Annotated in this window: 25 protein-coding genes; 15 read left to right on the top strand and 10 right to left on the bottom strand. The window is 69.2% G+C overall.

What is annotated here, in order from left to right; genetic code table 11:
- Positions 1 to 130 precede the first annotated feature (130 nt).
- The 10 genes from ACFWPX_RS30550 to ACFWPX_RS30505 all read left to right on the top strand — a co-directional run bounded on the left by ACFWPX_RS30550 (position 131) and on the right by ACFWPX_RS30505 (position 9,833).
- A complete protein-coding gene (locus ACFWPX_RS30550; protein WP_378931297.1) occupies positions 131 to 433 on the top strand; it encodes a hypothetical protein in 303 nt (100 codons plus the stop codon).
- A 207-nt stretch (positions 434 to 640) separates the two neighbouring features.
- Entirely contained in the window at positions 641 to 1,438 is a 798-nt protein-coding gene (locus tag ACFWPX_RS30545) for an MlaE family ABC transporter permease (RefSeq protein WP_378931295.1), read from the top strand.
- 13 nt (positions 1,439 to 1,451) lie between these two features.
- The gene (locus tag ACFWPX_RS30540; protein ID WP_378931293.1) at positions 1,452 to 2,297 is read left to right on the top strand and encodes an ABC transporter permease; all 846 of its coding nucleotides are present in this window, start codon (positions 1,452 to 1,454) and stop codon (positions 2,295 to 2,297) included.
- 10 nt (positions 2,298 to 2,307) lie between these two features.
- Positions 2,308 to 3,453, top strand: coding sequence for an MCE family protein (locus ACFWPX_RS30535; RefSeq protein WP_378931291.1), 1,146 nt, complete (start codon positions 2,308 to 2,310; stop codon positions 3,451 to 3,453).
- Positions 3,450 to 4,472 (top strand): MCE family protein, encoded by a 1,023-nt coding sequence (locus ACFWPX_RS30530; protein WP_378931289.1) that lies wholly within the window; start codon positions 3,450 to 3,452, stop codon positions 4,470 to 4,472. Before ACFWPX_RS30535 ends, ACFWPX_RS30530 begins: the two co-directional genes overlap by 4 nt.
- 2 nt (positions 4,473 to 4,474) lie before the next feature.
- Positions 4,475 to 5,509, top strand: coding sequence for an MCE family protein (locus tag ACFWPX_RS30525; protein ID WP_378931362.1), 1,035 nt, complete (start codon positions 4,475 to 4,477; stop codon positions 5,507 to 5,509).
- Complete coding sequence (locus tag ACFWPX_RS30520; protein WP_378931287.1) at positions 5,506 to 6,756, top strand: MCE family protein; 1,251 nt, start codon at positions 5,506 to 5,508, stop codon at positions 6,754 to 6,756. Before ACFWPX_RS30525 ends, ACFWPX_RS30520 begins: the two co-directional genes overlap by 4 nt.
- The gene (locus tag ACFWPX_RS30515; RefSeq protein WP_378931285.1) at positions 6,753 to 7,892 is read left to right on the top strand and encodes an MCE family protein; all 1,140 of its coding nucleotides are present in this window, start codon (positions 6,753 to 6,755) and stop codon (positions 7,890 to 7,892) included. The genes ACFWPX_RS30520 and ACFWPX_RS30515 overlap by 4 nt, the downstream gene beginning before the upstream one ends.
- Positions 7,892 to 9,334, top strand: a complete 1,443-nt coding sequence (locus ACFWPX_RS30510; RefSeq protein ID WP_378931283.1) for an MCE family protein — start codon at positions 7,892 to 7,894, stop codon at positions 9,332 to 9,334. The genes ACFWPX_RS30515 and ACFWPX_RS30510 overlap by 1 nt, the downstream gene beginning before the upstream one ends.
- 175 nt (positions 9,335 to 9,509) lie before the next feature.
- Positions 9,510 to 9,833, top strand: coding sequence for a hypothetical protein (locus ACFWPX_RS30505; protein WP_378931281.1), 324 nt, complete (start codon positions 9,510 to 9,512; stop codon positions 9,831 to 9,833).
- On the opposite strand, the gene ACFWPX_RS30500 is transcribed toward ACFWPX_RS30505, so the two are convergent.
- The gene (locus ACFWPX_RS30500) at positions 9,834 to 11,435 is read right to left on the bottom strand and encodes an FAD-dependent oxidoreductase (protein ID WP_378931360.1); all 1,602 of its coding nucleotides are present in this window, start codon (positions 11,433 to 11,435) and stop codon (positions 9,834 to 9,836) included. It abuts the gene before it with no gap.
- Between the two features lie 108 nt (positions 11,436 to 11,543).
- On the opposite strand from ACFWPX_RS30500, the gene ACFWPX_RS30495 reads away from it, so the two are divergent.
- The gene (locus tag ACFWPX_RS30495; RefSeq protein WP_378931279.1) at positions 11,544 to 12,536 is read left to right on the top strand and encodes an acyl-CoA dehydrogenase family protein; all 993 of its coding nucleotides are present in this window, start codon (positions 11,544 to 11,546) and stop codon (positions 12,534 to 12,536) included.
- The gene (locus ACFWPX_RS30490) at positions 12,520 to 13,695 is read left to right on the top strand and encodes an acyl-CoA dehydrogenase family protein (RefSeq protein ID WP_378931277.1); all 1,176 of its coding nucleotides are present in this window, start codon (positions 12,520 to 12,522) and stop codon (positions 13,693 to 13,695) included. Before ACFWPX_RS30495 ends, ACFWPX_RS30490 begins: the two co-directional genes overlap by 17 nt.
- 25 nt (positions 13,696 to 13,720) lie before the next feature.
- Here the strand turns inward: ACFWPX_RS30490 and ACFWPX_RS30485 are convergent, their stop codons facing one another.
- From ACFWPX_RS30485 to ACFWPX_RS30470, 4 genes are all read right to left on the bottom strand, one after another.
- Positions 13,721 to 14,254: a uridine kinase gene (locus ACFWPX_RS30485; RefSeq protein ID WP_378931275.1), complete on the bottom strand. Its 534-nt coding sequence runs from the start codon at positions 14,252 to 14,254 to the stop codon at positions 13,721 to 13,723.
- Positions 14,255 to 14,320: 66 nt separating this feature from the next.
- Positions 14,321 to 14,512 carry a ferredoxin gene (locus tag ACFWPX_RS30480; protein ID WP_378931273.1) on the bottom strand — a complete coding sequence of 64 codons (192 nt, stop codon included), beginning with the start codon at positions 14,510 to 14,512 and terminating at the stop codon, positions 14,321 to 14,323.
- Positions 14,509 to 14,730 carry a ferredoxin gene (locus tag ACFWPX_RS30475; RefSeq protein ID WP_378931271.1) on the bottom strand — a complete coding sequence of 74 codons (222 nt, stop codon included), beginning with the start codon at positions 14,728 to 14,730 and terminating at the stop codon, positions 14,509 to 14,511. Before ACFWPX_RS30475 ends, ACFWPX_RS30480 begins: the two co-directional genes overlap by 4 nt.
- Positions 14,727 to 16,028, bottom strand: coding sequence for an NADH-ubiquinone oxidoreductase-F iron-sulfur binding region domain-containing protein (locus ACFWPX_RS30470; protein WP_378931268.1), 1,302 nt, complete (start codon positions 16,026 to 16,028; stop codon positions 14,727 to 14,729). Before ACFWPX_RS30470 ends, ACFWPX_RS30475 begins: the two co-directional genes overlap by 4 nt.
- Before the next feature lie 63 nt (positions 16,029 to 16,091).
- Here ACFWPX_RS30470 and ACFWPX_RS30465 point away from each other — a divergent pair, with 63 nt between their 5' ends.
- Positions 16,092 to 16,529, top strand: coding sequence for a hypothetical protein (locus ACFWPX_RS30465; RefSeq protein ID WP_378931266.1), 438 nt, complete (start codon positions 16,092 to 16,094; stop codon positions 16,527 to 16,529).
- A 17-nt stretch (positions 16,530 to 16,546) separates the two neighbouring features.
- On the opposite strand, the gene ACFWPX_RS30460 is transcribed toward ACFWPX_RS30465, so the two are convergent.
- The 5 genes from ACFWPX_RS30460 to ACFWPX_RS30440 are packed head-to-tail and all read right to left on the bottom strand — an operon-like array spanning position 16,547 to position 21,455.
- Positions 16,547 to 17,416: an alpha/beta fold hydrolase gene (locus tag ACFWPX_RS30460; RefSeq protein WP_378931264.1), complete on the bottom strand. Its 870-nt coding sequence runs from the start codon at positions 17,414 to 17,416 to the stop codon at positions 16,547 to 16,549.
- Positions 17,417 to 17,427: 11 nt separating this feature from the next.
- Positions 17,428 to 17,832 (bottom strand): Rieske (2Fe-2S) protein, encoded by a 405-nt coding sequence (locus tag ACFWPX_RS30455; RefSeq protein ID WP_378931262.1) that lies wholly within the window; start codon positions 17,830 to 17,832, stop codon positions 17,428 to 17,430.
- Between the two features lies 1 nt (position 17,833).
- Positions 17,834 to 18,979 (bottom strand): amidohydrolase family protein, encoded by a 1,146-nt coding sequence (locus ACFWPX_RS30450; protein ID WP_378931259.1) that lies wholly within the window; start codon positions 18,977 to 18,979, stop codon positions 17,834 to 17,836.
- Positions 18,980 to 18,996: 17 nt separating this feature from the next.
- On the bottom strand, positions 18,997 to 20,094 hold the full coding sequence (locus ACFWPX_RS30445; RefSeq protein ID WP_378931257.1) for an amidohydrolase family protein: 1,098 nt from the start codon (positions 20,092 to 20,094) through the stop codon (positions 18,997 to 18,999).
- On the bottom strand, positions 20,094 to 21,455 hold the full coding sequence (locus tag ACFWPX_RS30440; RefSeq protein ID WP_378931255.1) for a cytochrome P450: 1,362 nt from the start codon (positions 21,453 to 21,455) through the stop codon (positions 20,094 to 20,096). The genes ACFWPX_RS30445 and ACFWPX_RS30440 overlap by 1 nt, the downstream gene beginning before the upstream one ends.
- A 333-nt stretch (positions 21,456 to 21,788) precedes the next feature.
- Between ACFWPX_RS30440 and ACFWPX_RS30435 the strand changes: the two genes are divergently transcribed.
- Entirely contained in the window at positions 21,789 to 23,432 is a 1,644-nt protein-coding gene (locus ACFWPX_RS30435; RefSeq protein WP_378931253.1) for an FAD-dependent oxidoreductase, read from the top strand.
- A gap of 38 nt (positions 23,433 to 23,470) precedes the next feature.
- Positions 23,471 to 24,334: an alpha/beta fold hydrolase gene (locus ACFWPX_RS30430; protein ID WP_378931251.1), complete on the top strand. Its 864-nt coding sequence runs from the start codon at positions 23,471 to 23,473 to the stop codon at positions 24,332 to 24,334.
- Position 24,335: the final 1 nt, after the last annotated feature.

Below are 24,335 nucleotides of genomic sequence, written 5' to 3'. Positions count from 1 at the left end.
CAACACCTCACACCTGCTCCAGCAGTGCGAACGACAATATCAGAATCCGGATGAGCAGAAAGTGAATATGTTATTCTCTCTAGTGAAGAACGCCGATATCGCAGGTCGGCGTGGGTAGGGAGGTCGAAAGATGGTCACCAGCGGGACGCGGCTACGCAGTCAGGTCTGTGACACCGAGGTCATCGTGGTCCGTCCGGCGGACAGTCTCGACGACCTGCGGGCCGGTGGCGTGCCGATGGTGCCGCTGGGGACCGCGGTCACCGCCGGGGCCACCCCGCACGTCGACTTCGCCGACGGGAACGTGCTCGGCAAGCGCTACGTCGACGGCGCGGGCGCCGAGATCCTGGTGACCAAGCCGGGCGCCGGGGCGCTCAGTATCGGCACGGTCCGGCTGACCCTCAAGGGTGCCGCACCGTTGCCCGCGAGCGACTGACATGTGTACCGGCGCGGTCGCCCGGCGCATCGCGCGCACTCGGTGGGTCCAGGTCGTGCTGACACAGACCGTGGTCGCGCTACAGCATCTGGCGATCTCCCTGTGGCCGGTCGAGGACCAGCGCCTCGACTATCCAGTGCGATGTGCCAGAAGTCCGTTCGCCACCGATGATCGGCACCGGCCCGCGCCGGACACACCGGGTGCCCGATGAGTTCGGGCGGCTCCCGCTGGGGACGCACGCTGGCCGCCCGGGCCGCCGGGCCGCTGACGGCGGTGGGCGGCTTGTTCGCGATGTCGGCCGACGCGGTGCGTTTCGCCTTCCGGCGGCCGTTCCAGACGCGGGAGTTCTTCGAACAGGCCTGGTTCATCGTGCGCGTGTCGATGGTGCCGACCGTGCTGGTGGCGATCCCGTTCACCGTCCTGGTGAGCTTCACCCTCAATATCCTGCTGCGTGAACTCGGCGCCGCCGATCTCAGCGGTGCCGGCGCGGCCTTCGGCGCGGTGACCCAGGTGGGACCGATGGTGACGGTGCTGATCGTGGCGGGCTCCGGGGCGACCGCCATGTGCGCCGACCTCGGCTCGCGCACCATCCGCGAGGAGATCGATGCCATGCAGGTGCTCGGCATCGACCCGGTCCAGCGCCTGGTGACCCCGCGCATGCTCGCCTCCGGGCTGGTCGCGCTGCTGCTCAACAGCCTGGTCTGCCTGATCGGGATCCTCGGCGGCTACACGTTCTCGGTGTTCGTCCAGGACGTGAACCCCGGCGCGTTCGCCGCGGGCATCACGCTGCTCACCGGGCTCGGTGAACTGCTGATCTCCTCGGTGAAGGCGCTGCTGTTCGGCTTCGTCGCCGGGCTGGTGGCCTGCTATCGCGGGCTGATCGTGACCGGTGGCGCCAAGGCGGTGGGCAATGCCGTGAACGAGACGGTGGTCTACGCGTTCATGTCGCTGTTCGTCATCAACGTCGTGGTCACCGCGGTCGGAATCCAGCTGACCGGGCGATGAGCGAGAGGGACGTATGACACTGACCGCACGCTATCCACTGACCATCCGGCGGCTGCGCCGACCGTTCCTGAGCCTGGCCCGGGTCGGCGACCACGCCATCTTCTACCTCAAGGCGCTGGCCTACGCGCCCTTCTCGGCGATCCATCACCGGCGCGAGACCATCCGGCTCATCGCCGAGATCAGCATGGGCGCGGGCGCTCTCGCGGTCTTCGGTGGCACGGTCGTGATCGTCGGATTCCTGACCCTGGCGACCGGCGGCACCCTGGCGGTGCAGGGCTACAGCTCCCTCGGCGATATCGGGATCGAGGCGCTCACCGGATTCCTGGCGGCCTTCATCAATGTCCGGATCTCCGCGCCGGTGGTGGCCGGGATCGGGCTGGCGGCGACCTTCGGCGCCGGGACCACCGCGCAACTGGGGGCGATGCGCATCAATGAGGAGATCGACGCGCTGGAATCCATGGCGATCGAACCGGTTTCGTATCTGGTGGGTACGCGGATCGTGGCCGGGATGATCGCCATCACCCCGCTGTACGCGCTCGCGGTGGTGGCCTCGTTCGTGGCGAGCCGGTTCACCACGGTGGTCCTGCTCGGCCAGTCACCCGGCCTCTACGACCACTACTTCACGACCTTCCTCAACCCCGTCGACCTGGCCTGGTCGTTCGCGCAGGCGCTGCTGATGGCGTTGACCGTGCTGCTGATCCACACCTACTTCGGCTTCCATGCCGCCGGTGGTCCGGCCGGTGTCGGTCTCGCGGTGGGCAGCGCGGTGCGCACCTCGCTGATCGCGGTCGTCTCGGTGACGCTGCTGATCTCGTTGGCGGTCTACGGCGCCAACGGCAACTTCGATCTCTCGGGTTAGGGGAGGGCCGATGCTTCGTACCCTGGGCCGGGTCTTCGCCGGGCTGATCGCGATCGGCTGCGGCTGCGCGGTGCTGGCGGGCAGCATCGTGCTGTTCCGCGGCGGGCTCACCGACACCGCGAAGGTGACGGTGATCGCGCAACGCGCGGGACTGGTGATGAACCCGGACGCGGATGTGAAGATGCGCGGGGTCACCGTCGGGCGGGTCACCACCATCCGGGAGCGCCCCGACGGCACCGCGGCGCTGGAACTGGCGGTGGACTCCGACACACTGGCGCTGATCCCCGCGGACGTGCGGGTCGCCATCGCCTCGACCACGGTGTTCGGCGCCAAGTACGTGCAGCTGAGTCCGCCCGAGCGGCCGGTGGCGGGGTCGCTGCGGGCCGGTCAGGTGCTCACCGCCGACCGCGTGACCGTCGAGATCAACACCGTCTTCGAACAATTGACCACGGTGCTCGCGGCCGTCGAGCCGGCGAAACTGAACGCGACCCTCGGCGCGATCGCCACCGCCACCCGCGGTCGCGGCGCCGAAGTGGGCGCGATGCTGAGCGACCTCGAACAGTTCCTGGCAACGCTCGAACCGGCCCTGCCCGCTTTGCGGACCGACCTCGCCCTGGCACCGCCGGTACTGGACGCCTACGCGAATTCCGCGGGCGCACTGGTGGATACCGCGCGCAATGCGACCACGATCAGCCGCACCCTGGTCGACGAGCAACACAATCTCGACGCCCTGCTGGTGTCGTTGATCGGGTTCGCCGACACCGGCAACCGGGTCCTGGACACCAATGCCTCGGCGCTGGCGCGGACCCTGGATCTGCTGGTGCCCACCACCGCGCTCACCAGCGAATACCGTGAGTCGCTGTTCTGTTCGCTCGACGGCTTCGGCCTGCTCGCCCACTCCAAGCCCGTGGACGTCCCCGGCCTCGGTCTCTCGGCGAACTTCTTGTGGGGCATCGACCCGTACCGGTATCCGGAGAACCTGCCCAAGGTGGCCGCGACCGGTGGATCACAGTGTTCGGTGCTGCCGGTCGGCTACGAGGAGAAGCCACCGTTCGTGGTGGCCGATATCGGCGCCAACCCGTTCGCGCGCGGCAACGAGTCGCTGATCCTCAACGTGGACAACCTGTCCCAGTTGCTGTTCGGCGGTGCGCGATGAACCGCCGCAACGCGCCACTGGTGAAATTCGGGATCTTCGCGGCGGTGATGGTGGTGCTGTCCGGTTTCCTGGTGGTGGTGTTCGGGCAGTACCGCGGCGGCGACACCGGCTCCTACACCGCGCTGTTCGCCGACGTGTCCCGGCTGCGCACCGGCGATTCGGTGCGGGTCGCGGGCGTGCAGGTGGGCAGCGTGCACAGCATCGAACTGCTCGCCGACCACACCGTGCGGGTCGGCTTCGACGCCGACACCACCCTTCACCTGAGCACCGGCACCACCGCTTCGGTGCGCTACCTGAATCTCGTCGGCGACCGCTACCTGGAGCTCACCGACGCCGCCGGCGTGCACGAGCGGCTCGGGCCCGGTGCGCAGATCCCGCGCGAGCGCACCGCGAGCGCATTGGATCTCGACCTGCTGCTCGGCGGGTTGAAGCCGGTGGTGCAAGGTCTCAGCGCGCAGGAGGTCAACGCGCTGACCTGGTCGCTGCTCGAGATCGTGCAGGGCAGGCAGGGCTCCTTGAACTCACTGACCGCCGGGACCGCGGCGTTCACCACGACCCTGGCGCGCAACAACGACGTGGTAGAGCAGCTCATCGACCACCTGAACACGGTGATGACCACGCTGGCCGACGAAGGCGGCCAGTTCGCGGGCACCCTCGACCGCCTACAGAGTCTCACCACCGAACTGGCGCGCGAACGTGAGCCGATCGGCGCCGCGATCGACGCACTCGATCGCGGCACCGCCTCGGTCGCGGATCTGCTCCTGCAGGCGCGAACACCCTTGGCGGGCACGGTGAACGAACTGGCCCGGCTGGCGCCGCTGGTCGACGACGACAAAGCCACCCTCGACGCGGCCCTGCGACGCGCGCCGGAGAACTACCGCAAACTCGTGCGCACCGGCGCCTACGGCAACTTCATCCAGTACTACATCTGCGCGATCACCGTCCGGGTGACCGACGCCAACGGTGAAGTGCTCGTGCTGCCGTGGATCGAACAGACGACAGGACGGTGCAGCCCGTGAGCATGGCGCAGTATCGCGGTGCGCACCTGGCGCAGCCGGGCCTGATCGGCCTCGTGCTGGCCGTGTGTGTGATCGCCATCGGTTTGCAATCCCAGCAGTTCATCCTGTTGGCGACCACGGTCCGCTACGGCGCGGTCTTCGAGGAGGCCGGTGGGCTGGCGGTGGGCGACGAGGTGGTCCTGTCCGGGGTCACCGTCGGCCAGGTCGTCGGGGTGCGGCTCGACGACGGCGACGCCCGCGTCGACTTCGCCGTCGAGGATGGCGTCGTGCTCGGCGTCGAGACCGAGGCCCGGATCAAGACCGGCTCCCTGCTGGGCCAGCGGATACTCGAACTCACTTCGCGCGGCGACAGCACCCTGCGGCCGAACCGGGTGATCCCGGTGGAGCGGACCTCCTCGCCCTATTCGCTGACCGACGCGGTGGGTGATCTGACCACCAATGTGCGCGAGATCGATACCGCGGCACTGGATCAATCCCTGACCCTGCTCGCGCAAACCCTCGACCAGATCGCGCCGCACCTCGGCCCGGCGCTGACCGGGCTCACCGATGTGTCGCGGTCGGTCAACAGCCGCGATCAGTCGCTGCGCGGTCTTCTCGCCGCCACCGCCGAGGTGTCTGGCATCATCGGCGAACGCGGCAGCAGGCTGAACACGATGCTGCTCGACGCGAATTCGCTGCTGCAGGTGCTCGCCCAGCGGCGGCAGGCGATCGTGGATCTGCTGGCGAACGTCGCGGCCGTGGCCACCCAGCTGTCGGGGGTGGTGGCCGACAACGAGGCCGAACTCGCGCCGACGCTGGATCGGCTCAACTCGATCGTGGCCATGCTCGAACACAACCGCGACAATATCGCCGCCGCGCTGCCCGGATTGGCGAAAGTCTCACTGACACAGGGCGAAGCGGTCTCCGGCGGCCCGTTCTACAACGCGTTCGTGGTGAACCTGCTCGACGGCCATCTGCTCCAGCCCTTCATCGATCAGGCCTTCGGTGTGCAACCGCCGAGCCAGATCCCGGTGCCGACGCCGGTGGCTCCCCGATGACCCGCCGTCAGCTCCTGCGCGTCGGCGCCGCGCTGGTCGTGGTCGTGGCGCTGCTCGCGGGCGGTCTGGTGGGTTGGCGAGAGCTGTTCGGGCCGTACACCGTTCGGGCGGTGTTCACCTCCGCCACCGCGATCTACCCCGGCGACGACGTCCGGGTGTCCGGGGTGAAGGTGGGTTCGATCGTGTCGATCGAACCGCGCGGCACCACCACCGAACTCGTACTCGAGGTCGACCGCGAGGTCCCCGTACCCGCGGACGCCCGCGCGGTGATCATCGCGCAGAGCCTGGTCGACTCCCGCTACGTGCAGCTCACCCCCGCTTACCGCGACACCGGCCCGCAGTTGGCCCACGGCGCGACGATCCCGCTGGAACGTACCGCGGTACCGGTCGAATGGGACGAGATCAAAACCCAGCTCACCCGCCTGGCCACCGATCTCGGCCCCGGCCACGAGCTCTCGTCCAGCTCGCTCGGGCAGTTCGTCGACAGCGCCGCGAACGCGATGGAGGGCAACGGCGACACCCTGCGTCAGGCGCTCACCGAGCTGTCCGGGATCGGGCGGATCCTCGCCGACGGCAGCGGCGACATCGTCGGGATCATCCAGAATCTCCAGCGTTTCGTGACCGCGCTGCGCGACAGCAATGTCCAGGTCGTCGAATTCCAGAACCGGCTGGCGTCGCTGACCAGCGTGCTCGACGACAGCCGGACCGTCCTGGACTCCGCCCTCACCGAACTCGCGCACGCGGTCACCGAGGTGCAGCGCTTCGTGCGGGCAAACCGCGACCGGGCCGGACAGCAGCTGCAGGGACTGGTGAATGTCACGCAGAACCTCGTCGACCATCGCGACGATCTCGAACAGCTGCTGCACATCTTCCCGACGAGCATGGCCAACTTCTACAACATCTACAACCCGGACACCGGCACGGAGGCGGGCGTCTTCGGGCTCAACAACTTCTCCAACCCGGTGCAGCTGGTGTGCTCGGCGATCGCGGCCATCGAGAACACGACCTCGGCGGAGTCGGCCCAGAAATGTCACCAGTATCTCGGACCGGTCCTGCCCCTGCTGAACACGGCCGAGCTGAACAACCTGCCGATCCCGATCACACCGCTGCTCAGCCCGGCCGCCCAGCCGGACAACCTCATCTACACCGAGCCCGACCTCGTGCCGCAGGCCGTCGGAGCTCCGGCTACACCGGCGTCGCCGTTGCCGACGCTGGCCGAGATCCTGTTCCCGGGAGGACCCCGATGACCGCATGGACGCGAAGCACGCACCGGCGCAAGCGGATCGGCGCACTGGCCGCCGCGACCGTCCTGCTGACGCTGACCGGTTGTGGCTGGCAGGGCGTGAATTCGCTGCCACTGCCCGGCGCGGAGGGTGGTCCAGGCTCGACGAGGCTGTCGGTCGAGATCGCCGATGCCGGGACACTGGTGGCCAATTCGCCGGTGCTGGTCGACGACGTGGTGGTCGGCAGCGTGCGCCGGATCCGGCTGGCCGGCTGGCACGCCGTGGTCGACGTCGACATCCGGCCCGAGACCACCGTGCCGGGCAACGTGGTGGCCACGATCGGCCAGACCAGCCTGCTCGGGTCCAGCCATCTCGCCCTCAACACCCCGAACGGTGTCGCCCCGGCCGGTGCGCTGGTGCCGGGCAGCACGATCGGGCTCAACGAGGCCTCGACCTATCCGTCGACCGAGCAGACCCTGGCCTCGCTGTCGGTGGTGCTCAACGGTGGCGGGCTCGGTCAGCTCGATGACATCGTCTCCGGCCTCGGCGACGCCTTCGACGGCCGTCAGCAGCAGATCGGCACGCTGATCACCCGCCTGGACACCGTCATGAGCACGCTGGCGAACCAGCGCGACGACATCGTCGCCGCCGTCCACGGCCTCGAACGGCTCTCCGCCACCTTCGCCGGTCAGCGTGACGTGCTCACCGACGCACTGCGGGAACTACCCGCCGCCCTCGATGTCCTGCTCGCCGAACAACCCGCCCTGACCACTGCGCTGGACCGGCTGCGGGTCTTCAGCGACACCGCGAATTCGGTGGTGACCGAGGTGAAGTCGGATCTGGTGACCAACCTGCGCAATCTCGAACCGACCCTGCGCGCACTCGCCGACGTCGGCCCGCGCATCGACGCCGCCCTGGCCTACGCCACGGTGTATCCCTACGGGCAGTCGGTGATCGATCGCGCGGTGCGCGGCGACTATCTCAATCTGCACGCCACGGTCGACCTCACCGTGCCGCGCCTGCGCCGGGAACTGCTGCTCGGCACACCGTGGGGCGACCCCACCGCCGTCGTCCAGGCGGCCGTCGGCGATCCGGGCTATGCCCGGCCGACGACCAACCCACTCGGCGTCGGCGTGGAACCTGTTCCGGGAGAGCGCTGATGCTGCTGTCGAGACTCGTCCGCGCCCAGCTGGTGATCTTCGCGGTGCTGTCGGTGATCGGGCTGACGGTGATGCTGACGGTGTACGTGCGCCTGCCCGCACTGCTGGGGGTCGGTACGCACACCGTGTACCTCGAGCTGCCCGAATCCGGTGGCCTGTACCGGTTCGGCAATGTCACCTATCGCGGCGTGCAGGTCGGCAAGGTGACCGCTGTCGAGCTGACCGCGACCGGGGTCAGGGCGACCATGACCGTGGATGCCGGGCGGCCGATCCCGGCCGATCTCGAGGCACAGGTGCGCAGTGTCTCGGCGGTGGGGGAGCAGTACGTCGACCTGCGGCCGCGCACCGACACCGGCCCGTACCTGCGGGACGGGTCGGTGATCACCGCCGCCGACGCGACCGTGCCCCAGCAGGTCGGTCCGATGCTGGACCGGCTCAGCGCCCTGGTCGGGACCATTCCCGTCGAACGGCTGCACGACCTGCTCGACCGGTTGTTCCAGGGCGTCAACGGGGCAGGGCCCGAGCTGGACTCGCTGCTCGCCTCGGCCGCGACCATCACGAAAAGCCTCGAGTCCGTGTCGGATTCGACCGCGACGCTGATCACCGACAGCGTGCCGCTGCTGGACGCGCAGGCCCGCACCACCGATGCCGTCCAGGTGTGGACGCGCAGTCTGGCCGGTGTCACCGGACAGCTCGTCGCCGACGATCCGCAGGTCCGGTCGCTGCTGCGGACCGGTCCCGGCTTCGCGAACGAGGTCGGCGCGCTGTTCGGGTCCGTCGAGCTGACGCTGCCCGTACTGCTGGCGAACCTCACCTCGATCGGGCAGCTGGCGGTGACCTACAACGCGGGCCTCGAGCAGATCCTGGTCCTGCTGCCACCGGCGATCTCGATGATCCAGGCGGTGCAGCCCTCCCGCAACGCCTCGGGCCTCGGCCTGGGCGACTTCCGTTTCGGCAACCTGTCCGATCCGGTGACCTGCACCGTCGGCTTCCTGCCGCCCGCCCTCTGGCGTTCCCCGGAGGACACCGAGACCATCGATACCCCCGACGGTATGTACTGCAAGCTGCCCCAGGACTCCGATATCGCGGTCCGTGGCGCCCGCAACATCCCGTGTGCCGCGCATCCGGGCAAGCGGGCGGCCACGGCGGCCCTGTGCAACAGCGACGAGGAATACGTCCCGCTGGCCACCACCCAGCCGGAAACCGGTCCCTATCCCCGTGATCCGGGCCTCGAGGAGCAGGGGGTGCCCTCGGATACCCGGCCGGTGCCGCAGCCGGGCGATCGGCCCTCGAACGCCGTGCCGTCGCGGATCGGGGCCGGACTGGCCGAATACGACCCGCGGACCGGCAACTACCTCGGTTCCGACGGCAAGCTGTACCGGCAGGGCGATCTCGCCGAGCCGCCCGCCGGGCAGTGGCAGCGACTGCTCCCGACGGGCTGACGAGCTCAGCGGTTCCGCCGGACCGGGGCCCGCTTCTCGACGAACGCCGCGGCACCCTCCCGCGCGTCGGCGCTCCTTACACGCCGCCACGTCCCACTGGTCATGATCAACTCCTTGTGAGACGCTGGTTCTCTCATTGCAAAATCTCAATTCTCGACCCTGAAGGGGAACGGCGATGGCCCGATCGAAGATGCTCGTGTTCTCGAATCCGGTGGCAGGTCAGGACACCGAATTCAACGAGTGGTACGACACCGTGCACCTCGATGAGGTGCTCGCGGTCCCGGGCGTGGTGGCCGGTGAACGCTATGGGCGGGTGCCCGCGCAGCTGCCGGGCGCCGGTTCCGCCGGGCAGAGCTACCTGGCTGTCTACGAACTCGACGACGACCCGGACAAGGTCGTCCAGGCCTTCCAGGAGCGCGCGGCCTCGGGCAAGGTCGGGCTCAGCCCGGCACTGGATCTCGCCTCGCTCGTCGTCACCGTGTGGCGGGCCCGCGAGTAACTAGGCCAGCAGCTGCGGTCGGCGGCGCGCGGTATCGAGGAGTTCGGCGACCGAAACGAGTTTGACCCGCGGGCGCGACCGTGCCGCCCCGTGGTCCCGCTCGGCGGCATCGATCGCGCGCCAGCCCGGCCAGTCCACCGGTGTCAGTCCCCGGTCGGTCATCAGCTCGAGCAAGGCCTGACGATCCGCGACGGGCCGATCCAGGTCGCCGTTCGCGTGATCGGCCAGCAGGCCCGCGACGGTCTCGGCGGCGCAGCTCCGGTTGGTGCCGATGACACCGCGCGGCCCCCGCTTGATCCAGCCGGTCACATACACCCCGGTCACCGGGGCGCCGTGGGTGTCGACCACCCGGCCCTCGCGGTGCGGGACGGTGCCGGTGCGCGCGTCGTAGGGCAGGCCGTCGACAGGCCTGCCGCGATAGCCGATCGAGCGGAAGACCAGGGTGGTCTCGATCGGCGCCGGATCGCCGCTCACCCGCAGTGCCTCGACGTGTTCGGTACCGACCAATTCTGTTGGTGTGGCATGGAATCGGAAGACGATGCGCTTGTTGCCCGGCCTCGGCGGGCGGTCGGCGTATTCGTGGGCCAGTTCCAGTTTCGCCGCGGTCTCGACGTCGTCGTCGGGATGCGGTGACAGATCCCCGGCCTCGATGACGACATCGACCCCGTCGAGATGGCCGAGCGCGCTGAACTCGCCGACGGAGAAGGCCGCCTCGCGCGGCCCGCGCCTGCCCAGGATCACCACCTCCTCGACGTGCTGCTCCGACAAGGCCGCCAGCGCGTGGTCGGCGATATCGGTCGCGGCGAGCGCGGCCGGTGTGGCCAGCAGCATCCGGGCGACATCGAGTGCCACATTGCCGTTGCCGATCAGGACCGCCCGCCGGGTCGTCAGGTCGAATCGGTGGGTGGCGTGGTCGGGATGGCCGTTGTACCAGCCGACGAAATCGGCGGCGGCGTGATGTCCGGGCAGCTGCTCGCCGGGGATACCGAGCTCGCGGCTGTCCGGGGCGCCGACGGCGTAGATCACCGCGTGATGGTGGTCGAGCAGATCCCGGTGGGTCAGCTCGGCGCCGATCTCCACGGCGAGATGGCAGCCGAAACGCTCGGCGCGAAAGGCGTTGTCGAACACCCGGACCACCGATTTGGTGCGCTGATGGTCCGGCGCGACCCCGAATCGCACGAGACCGTAGGGCGTGGGTAACCGGTCGAACATGTCGACCTCGACGCCGTCGATGCCGAGCAGCTCGGTGGCCGCGTAGCAGGCCGCGGGACCGGCCCCGACGATCGCGACCCGCAGGGTGCCGTGCGCGACGGCGGCGCGCTGCGTTGGGGCCGTGATGTCGCCGGCCTCGAGCGGATGTCGCTGGAAATAGGCGGCATTGAGCTCCCGGAACCGCTCCTGGTCCGGCGGCAGATCGTATTCGGAGTAGATCGCGTCGACCGGGCACTCGTCCGCGCACGCACCGCAGTCGATACAGGTCTCGGGATCGATGAACAGCATCTGGGTACCGTCATCGCCCTCGCTCGGGCGGATGCAGTCCACCGGGCAGGCCGCGATGCACGAGGTGTCCTTGCAGCAGTTCTGGGTGATGACGTAGGCCACGGCGGTTCCTCGGAGTCTGGAAATCATCTTCTTATTGGAAGAGTACATACTATCCTGAAAGTAAGAATGACATTCTCATCGTGGGTGGGAGCAGAGGAGGCCGGTCGGATGTTGCTCGAATTCGACGACGATCAGCGGTTGTGGCAGCACACCGTGCGCGAGGTCGTCGCGAAACACTGTCCGCCCACGCTGGTCCGGGCCGTCGCCGACCAGGGGGCGGACCCGGGGCTGCTGTGGAAGCGCTATGTCGAGCACGGCTGGACGGCGATGACCGACCAGGAGAACGCCGTCGAATTGACCATCGTGCACGAGGAATTGGGCCGGGCCTGCGATCCGACGCCGTATCTGGCCACCACCAGCCAGTTCGCGCCGCTCGTGCCGCAGGCGCCCGCCGAGGTGGCCGGTGCCGCGGTGTTCGCCGGCATCACGCCCCGGCGCGAGGGTGCCGAGTGGGTGCTGCACGGCGCTGCCGAGGTGCTCGACGGTGATCGTGCCGAGCTGCTCGCCGTCGTCACCGGCGCGGGGGTCTTCGTGGTCGAGGCCGGGCAGGTGCACACGCGCCGCTCGGCGATCTTCGATCCGGTCCTGCACCTGGCCACCGTCACCTTCGACCACGTGCGGGTCCCGGCCGACAGCGCCACCGGCGGTGACGTCGCGCTGGCCCGCGCGAGCGCGCTGACCGGAATGGCCGCGACCATGGTCGGCGCGTGCCAGCGCGTGCTCGACCTGGTCGTGGCGCACGTGCGGGAGCGCCGCCAATTCGGTGCTCCCCTCGGCTCTTTCCAGGCGGTGGCACACAAGGCCGCCGACATGCACGTCGCCGTCGAGCGGGCCCGCGCGCTCACCTACTGGGCCGCGCTGACCCTCGCCGAGGCCGACGAGCGCGCCGGGCTCGCGGCGGTCATGGCCAAGGCCGCGGCGGGCGAGTGCCAGGAACTGGTCTTCCGGCACGGGCTGCAGCTGTTCGGCGCGATGGGCTACACGTGGGAGAACGACCTGCAGTTCGCGCTGAAGCGAGCCAAAGCGGGGGAGATGCTGCTCGGCGGAACCGACGAGCACCGGGCGACGATTGCGAGGCAGTACCGTGCAGCTGCGCTTTGACCAGGACGTGGAGGACTTCCGCGCCGAGCTGATCGCGTTCCTCGACGAGCACCTGCCCACCGACGCGGGCGCGGCGCCGCGCCCGCGCTCCAGCGCGCACCTGCCGGACTGGGCGCGCCGGTGGCAGCGGACGCAGTTCGACGCGGGCTGGCTGGTGCCGGGATATCCGCCGGAGTTCGGTGGGCGCGACGCCGGAATCGTGCAGCAGTACGTGCACCGCGAGGAGCTGGCCCGGCGCGGCATCCACGAGAGCTTCAATCCGCAGGGCGTCGGCATCGTGGCCGCCTCCCTCATCACCTTCGGCACCGCCGAACAGCAACGGAAATGGGCGATTCCGGTGCTGCGCGGCGACCTCACCGCGGCGCTGGGGATGAGCGAGCCCGGCGCGGGCTCGGACCTGGCCGGGCTGAGCACACGGGCCGTCCGCGACGGCGACCACTTCGTCGTCACCGGGCAGAAGGTATGGACCTCGGGTGCCCACGACGCCGACGTCCTGCTGGCCTTCGTGCGCACCGACCCGGACGCGCCGAAACACCGTGGCATCTCGGCGATCCTGATCCCCACCGACCTGCCCGGAGTCGAGCGCAGACCGTTCGCGTCGGTGGCCGACCCCGGCGACCTGGACTTCAACGAGGTGTTCTTCACCGATGTCAGGGTGCCCGCGGCGAACATCGTCGGCGAGGTGAACCAGGGCTGGCGGGTCGCCAACGGCTCACTCGGCCACGAACGCACGCTGCTCTGGCTGAGTTTCGCCAGCCGGCTCGACGGCCTGCTCGCCGACTTCCATCCGGCGACCCCGCTCGACGCCGACCGCTACGCGACCCTCGCCCTCGACGCGCAGGCCCTTCGCCTGCTGGGTTCCCGGGCACTGGCCGGTGCCGCCCGCGGCGACGACGACGTCGCGGGCCTGTCGGTGCTGAAACTGCTCGGCTCCGAAGCGGTGCAGGCGGGCGCGTCCGCCGCGTTGACCGCAGCGGGCCCCCGCGGCCTGATCCATCCCGACGTCACCGCGCGCTACAGCCCACTGAGCCTGGAGGAATCGGCACCGGGCTGGTTCGAACGCTACGTCCGCACCTTCGCAGGCACGATCGCAGGCGGCACCTCCGAGATCCAGCGCACCATCATCGCCGAACGCGTCCTCGGCCTGCCACGGCCCTGAATCGCGGTGCCGCAGCCTTGTGGCGTCACTGCCCGCTGACTATCAGATCTGCGTGCTCACGCGTTCGGTCAGCCGTGAAGTGGGTGTCCTCGGCTTCCATCCAGCGCTGCCACAACGCGAGCGAGTCCTGCCCGTCGCGTGCGAGCCCGCGCGCGAGCCGGACCGCAGCGGAGGTCTCGACCCAGACCGACAGTGACAACCGATTGCGCACCGCTGCCCGAGCAGAGGAGACCCCTTCGAGGATCAGCACGTCGGGTGGTTCGATGTCGTGCCACTCTGCCAGTGTGCGTGTTTGCCAGTCGTAACGCTGGTAGCGGCCCGATTGCGCTATCGCGAGGGGAAGCAGGACCTGCCGTTCGAGCCTGGGCCACCAGTCGAATTGGTTGTCCCACGAGGCGAAGTCATCGGTGTGCAGGAGCGTGGCGTCGCAGGCCATGGCGAGCTGTGTGGCGAGAGTGGACTTGCCGGCGCCGCCAGGTCCGTCGACAGCGATCAGCTTGGTCGAACCAAGGCTCGGCACACTGCGCGCCACCCACGCGGCGATCTCCTCGATCTGCACGCGGGCCATTGTCGCCGATTTGAACCCGTGCGGTGTGCTGTGTCAGGTACTCCTTCCTCGGCGGGTCTACTCCACGACCGAGAGGGCGGCGCGCGGGCACTGCGCGACTGCGTCATTGATCAGCGTCGCGGTCTCGGCGCGCAGCACGGGGTCGTCGATGTGCAGGATGTCGTCCTCGTCCAGGGCGAAGATTGTCGGCGCGATGCCCATACAGACACCGTTGGCCTCGCAGATCTGTGGGTCCACTGCGACTCTCATGGTTGCTCCTCGTCATGGTCGGAATCAGGGCGCTCGGTGATCGCGTGCACCGGGCAGTCCAGCAGTGCACGGGTGACGGCGGGCTGATCGGCGGGGGCGATGTCGCCGTCACCGTCGAGAACGGCGTAACCCCAGTCGTCGAGTGGGAAGTGCGTGGGCGCGTGGCGGGCGCAAACCCCGAAACCGTCGCAGACTGTGCGATCGAGGCGGATTCTCATGCGGGCACCGCCGTTTCGACGGCGAACGGGCGTAGCGGCAGTGGGGGTGTGCCCGCGCAAGTGGCGCAGTGGCGGTGCAGATGGGTCTCGACATCGCCGGGGAACCGATCCAGCAGGCTCGCCGCCGTGTTCGCCGCGGCGTCGAGGGTGCCGCAGGCGCCGCGCCCACGCAGGGTCGTCGACCAGCGTCGTAGCCGGGTGAGATCCTCGGCGGTGGCGCGGTGTTCGTAGAGTCCGGTGGCCGCGGCGGCCATCGCGGCGGTGCCGTGGAAGCAGGAACCGCACTGCCCGGCGTTCTCCCGGTCGAAGTAGGCCAGCACCGCGGCGGCGACGGCCACCGGGCACTCTGCGGTGACGAAAGATACTGCGCCGCAACCTAATCCGCTGCCGAGTGCTCGCAGGGATTCGTGGTCGAGGGTCGTGGTGAGCACCGCCCGGTCGAGCATGCCGGTGAAGTATCCACCCATCAGCGCACCGCGCACCACGCCGGGGTCGATGCCGTGCACATCCAGCAGTGCGGCGACTTCGAAGCCGTGCGGGAGTTCGTAGAGTCCCGGCGCACCGGCGCCGCCGGTGACCGTGGCGAGGAAGGTTCCGGGTGACTGTTCGGTGCCGACGCTGCGAAAGGCCGCGCCGCCCTCGTGGTGCACGAACGGGAGGTGGGCCAGGGTCTCGACATTGCTGACCAGGGTGGGCAACCCGCCGACACCGCGCTGGAACGGCCGCGGTGGCTTGTCGGTTGGATGGGCCGGACCGCCGTCGATCGCCCGGACGGCGGCCGTCTCCTCCCCGGCCACATAGCCGGGCGGCACGTCGACGATCTCGACGTCCGCGATCCCCGCGGCACCGAGCTCGATGACGGCCTCGTGAACTCGATGTGCGGCAACGGGATCGGACAGATAGATGACCGAGCGCCGGGCACCGGTGAGGCGCGCGGCCAGCCGCAACCCGTCGAGCACGAGGTGCGGCCGATGCCGCAGCAGCCACTTGTCCTTGATCGCCGCCGGTTCACCCTCCTCGCCGTTGGCGACCACCACGGCTCCACCGCGCCGCCGGCCCGCGGCCCGCACGCTCGTCAGCTTCGTCGCCAGGGGGAACGCCGCCCCGCCACGCCCGAGCAACCCGCTGGTCCGGATCTCGGCGAGCAACTCGTCGGTCGAGCCGACCGGCCGGTAGCCGCCGTCGGCACGGTAGGCATCGAGACTCTCGACTCCCGGCGCGGTACGCAGCAGCCGTGGGACGCACCCGGCGGCAGACACGACGAAACCCCCGGGGTTGTGTTCCGAAATAGCCTGCATCACAACCTCTTTCGTGATTCAAAGTCGAAGATTGACGCGGCTCGCTCGATTAGGCTCGGCGACATGAGGACCGCGGTTGTACGCATCGATGTCGACCCCGAACGGACATTGAGCCCGGCACGGTGGGCAGCCGGGCTGCGTGCGCTGCGGGCCCCGACGAGTCCGAGCGAGAACCTCGGACCGGAACTGCGATTCCAGATCGCCACCGACGACTCCGCCGCTGCCGTGCGAGACCTGGTGGACGCCTGCGCCCGGGCGTTCGGAACCGAACCGGTGCCCGGGACGGTGACCTTCCTGAGCCGTGGCACCGACGACGACGTGCACGGCGTGCTGGCCGGTTTCGGCCTCACCGGCGACGTCGGCCGGGTGCTCGACGCCGCCGGATTCGACATCGTCACCGTGACGCTGCGCGCGGCCGACCTGGTGCGGATCCCCGAGAGCCGGGTACTGACCGCGCTCGAGGCGGCACTGAATGCCGAAGTGCGACTGCTGCTCCGGTGAGCCGGCGGTGGACTGCCTCATGGGCGCGCCAGGAACTCGGCGATCGCCGGTGCGGCCAGCACCCACGTGTCGAACATATTGAACCGGTCGACCCGACCGGTGGCTCGATCCTCCATGGCCCGCTCCCAGGCGTCCTCCGGCCACGGCGGATCGATCAGCTCCGAGCCCTCGATCAGGCAGGAGATCTCGAGCGAGGTGCGTCGGGGATGATCCAGATCCTTGGCGCCGCCGCGAATGATCAAGGTGGGCACCTGGATCCGGTCGAACAGCTCGTCGTCGACACCCGGCACGGTCTGCCCAGGCTTCTGCACGTAGGCGTTGAGCCAGCGCAGCGACAGCTTGACGAATTCGTCGCGGTCGAGGGCAAGTAGCCGCTGCTCGTTGCCGGGGTTCTCGGCGATGCGTTCGCGCCATTCCCGCAGTTTCAGCAGCCCGGGAATCCCGGCGCCACGGACCACCTGCAGGCTCGGCAGAATGTAGTGCGCACCGAGATTGAACAGTCCGTAGGTCCCGCCGACGATGTTCCACAGCACGAGCCGGGTGACCAGCTCCGGATACTCGATCGCGGTCAGCAGCGAATCCCGGGCACCGCCGGACCCGCCCGCCAGCACACACGGACCGAGATCCAGCTCGGTGAGCAGACCCGCGAGCGTCTGCGCTCGCATATGGGATTCGCTCACGTCGTAGAACTGGACGTCGGAGGCGCCGCAGTTGGGCCGGTCCCACAGCAGCACGGTGTGCCCGTGCTCGACCAGGGCTTCGGCCAGTGGCCGCAGCCCCGGAACGTTTATCCCGAACCGGCCGCCGGGCGTCAGCACCACGAGTGGGCCCGTCGTACCGAGGATGTCGTAGACGACGCGGCCGCCGTTCACCGTCACAGCGGGCATAGCTGGTCCTCTCAGGCCTGGACGACGACAGCGCCGTCGACCACGCGCACCGGGTAGGTCCGGATGCTCCACTCGGGCTTGACCACCGTGGTCCCGGTGGCCAGCTCGAAGCCCCACTGATGCCACGGGCAGTAGAGGAACTCGTTGTCGCGCACCATCACCGCGTCGCCGGGGACGCTCTCGTCCACCACGGTCCGCCCGCGCGTGCGCCCGGAGCACAGCGGACCGCCCTCGTGCGGGCAGTAGTTGGCGATGGCGTAGAAGGTGCCGCCGACGTTGTAGACCCCGACCCCGAACCGGCCGATCGGCACCACCTTCGACGACCCCGGGGGGATCTCCTCGACGGTGGCGACCACGTGCTCGCGGCCCTGTGCCAGGCGTGGCTGCTCGCCGGGACTCGCGCTGTCCTCGCTCATCTCAGCGCCTCCGTGGCGAATCGGGCAGCGCCGGAACGAATTCCGGCAGGTGATAGGTCTCGATGCCGTTGCGGAACATCACCCGGTCCCGGGCGGCCGCGGGCAGATGTTTGACCAGCCAGCGCGGATCGTCGAAGGTCCAGTGCGGATAGTCCGAGGAGAACAGCAGGATCCGGCCCGCGTCCATCCATTCCAGCGCCCTGGTCAGCTCGGTCTTGTCCTCGGGATAGTCCAGCGGCTGGGTGGTGAAGCGGATGTGGTCCTTCACGTACTCCGAGGGCTTGCGCCCGATCGTCATCCACTGCTTGCGCGAGGCGTAGATCGCGTCCATCCGCCACATCAGCGGCAGAATCCAGGTGAAGGCGTGCTCGACGAACACGAACCGCAGCGCGGGGAAACGGTCGAAGGTGCCGTCGAAGATCAGGCTCATGATCTGATTGGCCGCCAGCAGCGAGTAGCTGACCATGAAATCGTGGTTGTAGCTGGGGAATCCGACCGGCGACATGGGCATCGTCTCGAACGCGCCGCGCCCGAGATGACAGCTCACTACCAGATCGTGGCGCGTCGCCGCCGCCCAGATCGGGTCGTACTTCGGATCGCCCCAGGACGGCCGCGGTTCGGCCTTGAGCAGGATCTGCGCCATGTACGGATGCCCGGCCCACTGTTCGATCTCGGCGACCGCGCCGACCGGATCGTCCACTGCGACACAGATCGACCCGCGCCACCGCTGATGCCAGTTGTTGACCGGGTCGAGCCAGTGGTTGGCCTGCCAGTGATTGATGCCGATGGCCATGGCCTGGGTCGCCTGCGGCAATCGGGTCGCCCGCACGGTCGGTTCCAGGATGGCGATATCGGAGCCGGCCTCCACGATCAGCTGCCGGTAGGCCAGTTCGGGGTCGCTGCCCGGGAATTGGCCGTCGGCGGGGAACGCGTCGACGCGCATCGCGTAGGAATGCGCGTAGTCGGGCGCGTCGTAGATGATCGTGTCACCCACCCGGTGACTGAGGAAATAGTCGCTGCGGTGCGGTTCGGGGATGTACTCGACGAGTTCGCCGCGGCGGGGCACCGGATGCACATCGGAGTCGACGACTCGGACGGCGACCTGCTCGGGTGCGGCGGCACGCTGCTCGTGCTGGATCGGCGGCATACGCGTCCTTCCTGGAACTAGCTGGGCACCGCGGCGGCGGTGGGGACCTCGATGCCGTAGAGCCGGGATGCGTTACGCCAGCAGAGCTTGTCGCGCTGCTCGGCCGTCAGACCCGGCGACAAGGCGTCCACCTCGGTGGCCTGCCAGTGCGGATAGCTCGAGCCGAACATCACCATGTCGTCCTTGCCGGTGAAACCCAGCCACTCGGCGGCGAATTCGGCGTCTTCAGGCGGGCCGTCGTGGCGGTCTTGGACGAAGAACACGTGGTCGGGCAGATACTCGCTCGACATCCGCGGTGCCCACGGGGTCTGCTCGAGATGCGGCCTGCCGAAGGTGTCCATCCGCCAGCTGAACGGTGTCAGCAGATCCGCGCCGCCGTCCGCCCAGACGAACCGGAGCTCGGGAAAACGTTCGAAGACGCCCTCGGCGATCATGTTCAGCAGGTGATAGATGTAGTTGAGCGACATGAACCCCAGATACTGCTCATAGGTCCGGGTGTGGCCCGAGGGCGTCGGCGGGAAGGCGATGCTCTCCCCGGTCTCGATATGCACCGCGACCGGCAGCCCGGCCGCGGCGGCCGCCTCCCACAGCGGCCAGAACTGGGGTTTGCCGTAGAGCTCGCGCGACTGCAGCGGCACCCCGACCTGCACGATCGACCGATGCTGCCCGTAGCGGGCGATCTCGCGCAGCGCGCCGGGGATGTCCTCGGGGTTGACCCGCAGGGTGCCACGGAACCGGTGCCCGAATTCCTCGTGCTCGAGCCACCGGGTGACCAGCATGTCGTTGTGCGCGGCCAGAACCGCCGAGGTCAGATGCCGGTCGGGCAGGATGCCCCTGGTCATCGGATGCAGGACCGCCACATCCACGCCGCGGTCGGCGAACAGGTGCCCGGCGACCACGGCCGGGTCCGAGCCCGGTGCCCGACGGCCGGGACCCTGTGCGCCGGTGAGGTATTCGCCGCCCGGCGCCCCGTACCAGTCCAGATCCACATCGGGCACGCCCCGGCTCTTGAACGGCTCACGCAGATGATCGCGCAGATCCCGGTTCGAGGCGAAGAAGATGTGCACGCTCGCATCGATGGACGGGGTGGTGGTGCCGTCGGCGTGGGTGCGCATCAGTCGATCCGGGCCATCTCGGGCCGCACCGTCACCGATGCCGCGAGCTGCTGCTCGTCGCAGATGATCTGGAGTCTGGCCAGGGTCTCGTCCAGACCGGCACCCAGGCGCGGGCCGGGGGTGAAGGTGGCGGGCAGATTGCGCATGCCCTGGATGACGCCGATCGTGTCGTAGTGCACGGTGCCCGCCGGATCACAGGCGAAGTCGGGCATCCGGTCGAGCACGGCGGTGAGCATCGACTTGAACACCGTGCGCGCCACATTGGACCCGATGCAGCGGTGCACGCCGAGCCCGAAGCTGAAGTGCCGGTTGCCGCGTCGGTCCAGCACGATGTCGTCCGGATCGGGGAACACCTCGGCATCGCGGTTGGCCATCGCCCAGGACAGCCAGAGCCGTTCGCCCTCTTTGAATTCGGTGCCCTCGACCTCGACGTCGGCCGAGATGGTGCGCCCGTCGCCGGGGGCCGGGGTGAAGTAGCGCAGGAATTCCTCGGTCGCGGGCGCGAGCAGGGTCTCGCGGTCCCGGCTGAGCCGGGCGCGTTCGCCGGGATTGGCCGACAGCCACTCGAGCGCGTGCGCGGTGAGCGCGGTGGTGGTGTCGAAACCGCCGCCGATGATCAGGCCGAGCATGCCGAGCAGTTCGAGATCGGGCGCGGGTTCGCCGTCGATGCGCAGTTCGGTGAGCGCCTCGAGCAGGCCGGGGCGCGGATGTTGTTTGACCTCGGCCAGACTCGTCAGCAGGTCGATGCCCATCGCGCGGTGCAGTTCGGCCACGCGCGCGGCGTCGGGGGAGTCCTCCGGGGTGTACACCGCGGCGTGCACCGGTTCGCTGTAGAGCGACCACTTCGTCAGCGGGATGCCGAGCATGGCGAGCGTGAGCACCGCGGGCACGACATTGGCGAGGTCGTCGACGAAATCGATACGGCCCGACTCGATCTTCTCATCGAGGGCGGCCCGCACGATCTCGTCGATCACCGGTTCCCAGCGGCGCACCGCGGCCGGGGACAGGTAGGGGTTGAGTACCTGCCGGTAGAGCCGGTGCTCGGGATCGTCCATCTCCAGAATCCCGCCGCGCACGAGTTGCGCGCGCTGGGCGGTGGGAATCGAGATGCCCTTGTAGCCGTTGCGTTCGCCGTTGAGGTCGTGGTCGTTGGACACGTGCGGGCAGCGGGCGAGTTCGAAGACCGCGTTGGCCCCCGCCGCCACCCAGTGGCCGTCGTAGGTATCGGTCCAGGCGACCGGGCACTTGGCGTGCAGGTCGTGGGTGATCTCGGTGAAGCGGTGCCGGTATTCCGGGGTGTGCCGGTCGAAGTGGTATCGGTTCGCCTTGCGGTCCCGGTCGGCGGCATCGTCGATGCTCACGGATGCTCTCCTGTTCCAGCGCAGCTGTCGCGCGATCGGAGCGGCACGACAGGGAAGTCCGTGCAAGAACATCACTTGCCGGATAGGAGAACCGTACTCTTAACCGACGTTTCGCCGCAAGCAATAGCTCGCGATTGCTGCTTCGGCCTGCATCGCCGGCGGTCGGCGAATTCGGGATCCGCTGCTCCGGGAGGGCTGCTCACGCACCAGATCCGCGAAAAGATTGCGGTGCCTGCCTTCGGAGAATAACATTCTCTTCACACGATAACTTGAATCTCGCCAGGTGCTGACGCGCCCGGCCGGGTGACGGCGGCCGAAAAGGAGAGCGGGACAGTGACTTCGCAGCAGGATCCGTCGACCGTCGCGTGGGACACCGAGGTCGATGTCGTCGTTCTCGGCAGCGGCGCGGCCGGCCTCACCGCGGCACTGAGCGCGGCGACCGCGGGCGCGTCGGTGGCGGTGTTCGAGAAGGCGCCGACCGTCGGCGGGACGAGCGCGGTCTCCGGCGGTATCGCCTGGATCCCCGCGCACGACCGGGCCGAGGGCGAACCGCTGACCGTCGCGGATGCGATGGCCTATCTGCGCGCGCAGTCCTTCGGCTCCATGGACGAGGACCTGGTGCGGACCTTCGTCGAAACCGGCGCGGCCACCATTGCTTTCGTCGAGGAACACAGCTGTGTGCGCTTCGAGATCGCCGACGGATTCCCCGACTACAAGCCCGAACTGCCCGGCGGTAAGCCGGGCGGTGGCCGGTCGCTGAGCCCGGTCGCCTTCGATCTGGCCGAGCTCGGCCCGTGGCGCGATCGCCTCACCACCTTCCCGGCAGACTGGAGCAATGTCGGCTTCGACGCCGAGACCAGGGCCCGGCTGCACGCCTCGGTGGGCGAGGACAGCACCACCGACCTGTGCGTGGCGGGCACCGCCCTGGTGGCGGGCCTGCTCGCGGGTGTTCTCGCCGCGGGCGTGGTGCCGCGCACCGGGGCCCGCGCGGTCGAACTGATCGCCGGCGACGGCGCCATCGCCGGGGTCCGGATAGCCACGGCGGCAGGGGATTCCACGGTGCGCGCCCGACAGGGCGTGATCCTGGCGACCGGCGGCTTCGAGTGGGACCCGGTACTCACCCAGGCCTACCTGCGCGGACCCATGCGTGGACCGGTCTCACCGCCCAACAACACCGGCGACGGTCTGCGGATGGCCATGGCGCACGGTGCCGACCTCGGCACCATGAGCGAGGCCTGGTGGGTGCCGGTGGTGCAGATCCCCGGCGACACCATCGAGGGTCACCCGCGCAGCCGCAGCGTCCGGCTCGAACGCACGCGGCCGCGCAGCATCATGGTCAACCGGCACGGCCGCCGATTCGTCAACGAGGCCTCGGAGTACAACTCGATGGCCGGTGCCTTCCACTACCTGGACCCGCGCGACGGCTACGTCAACGATCCCGGCTGGATCGTCTTCGACGCCGAACACCTGCGCCGCTACGGCTTCCTCGGTATCGCACCGGGCGAGCCGGTGCCCGCCTGGTTCAACGAATCCGCGGACCTGCCCACCCTGGCCGGGCGCATCGGGGTCGACGCCGACGGCCTGGCCGTGACCGTGACCGGCTGGAACCGCGATGTCGCGGCGGGCCACGATCCGGCCTTCGGTCGCGGTGCGAGCGCCTACGACGGCTGGTGGGGCGACCAGGACGCCGCGACCACGGTGGGCCGCACGCTGGGTCCGATCGACACCGGGCCGTACTACGCCGTCCCGGTGACGGTCGGCGCGATGGGCACCAAGGGTGGACCGCGCACCGACCGAGACGGCCGGGTGCTGCACGTCGACGGTTCGGTCATCGCCGGTCTGTTCGCCGCGGGCAATGCCATGGCCGGGGTCACCGGCCGGGCCTACGGCGGCGCGGGCGGCACCATCGGCCCCGCCATGGTGTGGGGCCACCGCGCCGGGCACGCCGCGGCGACCGGCAAGCCGGTGGAGTCGTGAGCGCAGTGAACAGTCAACGGGCAGAGGGAGTGACGAAGTTGTCCGAGCACGAGAGCGTGTGGAGCGACCTGCAGGGCGTGCCGTTCACCCAGGGGTACCTCGACGTCGGCGGGGTTCGCACCCGCTACCTGCACGCGGGCGCCGACGACCTGCCCACCTTGGTGCTGCTGCACGGGTCCGGCGGGCACGCGGAAGCCTATGTCCGCAATCTGGCCGCCCATGCCGCGCACTTCTCCACCTGGTCGATCGACATGCTCGGCCACGGTTACACCGGCAAACCCGGTCACGCGCTCGAGATCGCGCACTACGTCGACCACCTCATGGCCTTCCTCGACACCATCGGGGTGCGGCAGGCCTCGCTGAGCGGGGAATCGCTGGGCGGCTGGGTCGCCGCGCGCGCCGCCATCGACCACCCCGACCGGGTCGACCGCCTGGTGCTCAACACCGCGGGCGGCTCCCAGGCCGACCCCGAGGTGATGCGCCGCATCGTCACCCTGTCGATGGCCGCGGCCGTCGAACCCACGTGGGAGACCGTGCAGGCGCGGATCACCTGGCTGATGGCCGACAAGTCCAAGGACTACGCCGATCTGGTCGCCAGCAGACAGCGCGTCTACCGGCAGCCGGGGTTCGCGGCCGCGATGCACGACATCATGGCGTTGCAGGATCCGGTGATCCGGGAGCGGAACCTGCTGGGGGAGAAGGAATACGGGCAGATCACCGCGCCCACCCTGGTGGTGTGGACCAGCCACGACCCGACCGCCGATGTGGCCGAGGGAAGGCGGATGGCGTCGATGATCCCCGGCGCGCGGTTCGTGGTGATGCAGAACTGCGGGCACTGGCCGCAGTACGAGGACACCGCGACCTTCGACGCCCTGCACCTCGACTTCCTGCTCGGAGCCTGAG

Source organism: Nocardia sp. NPDC058518 (genome assembly GCF_042719655.1).
Taxonomy (GTDB): Bacteria; Actinomycetota; Actinomycetes; order Mycobacteriales; family Mycobacteriaceae; genus Nocardia.
Note: the sequence above shows the minus strand (reverse complement) of the source record. Positions and strands in the feature narration are given on the sequence as shown.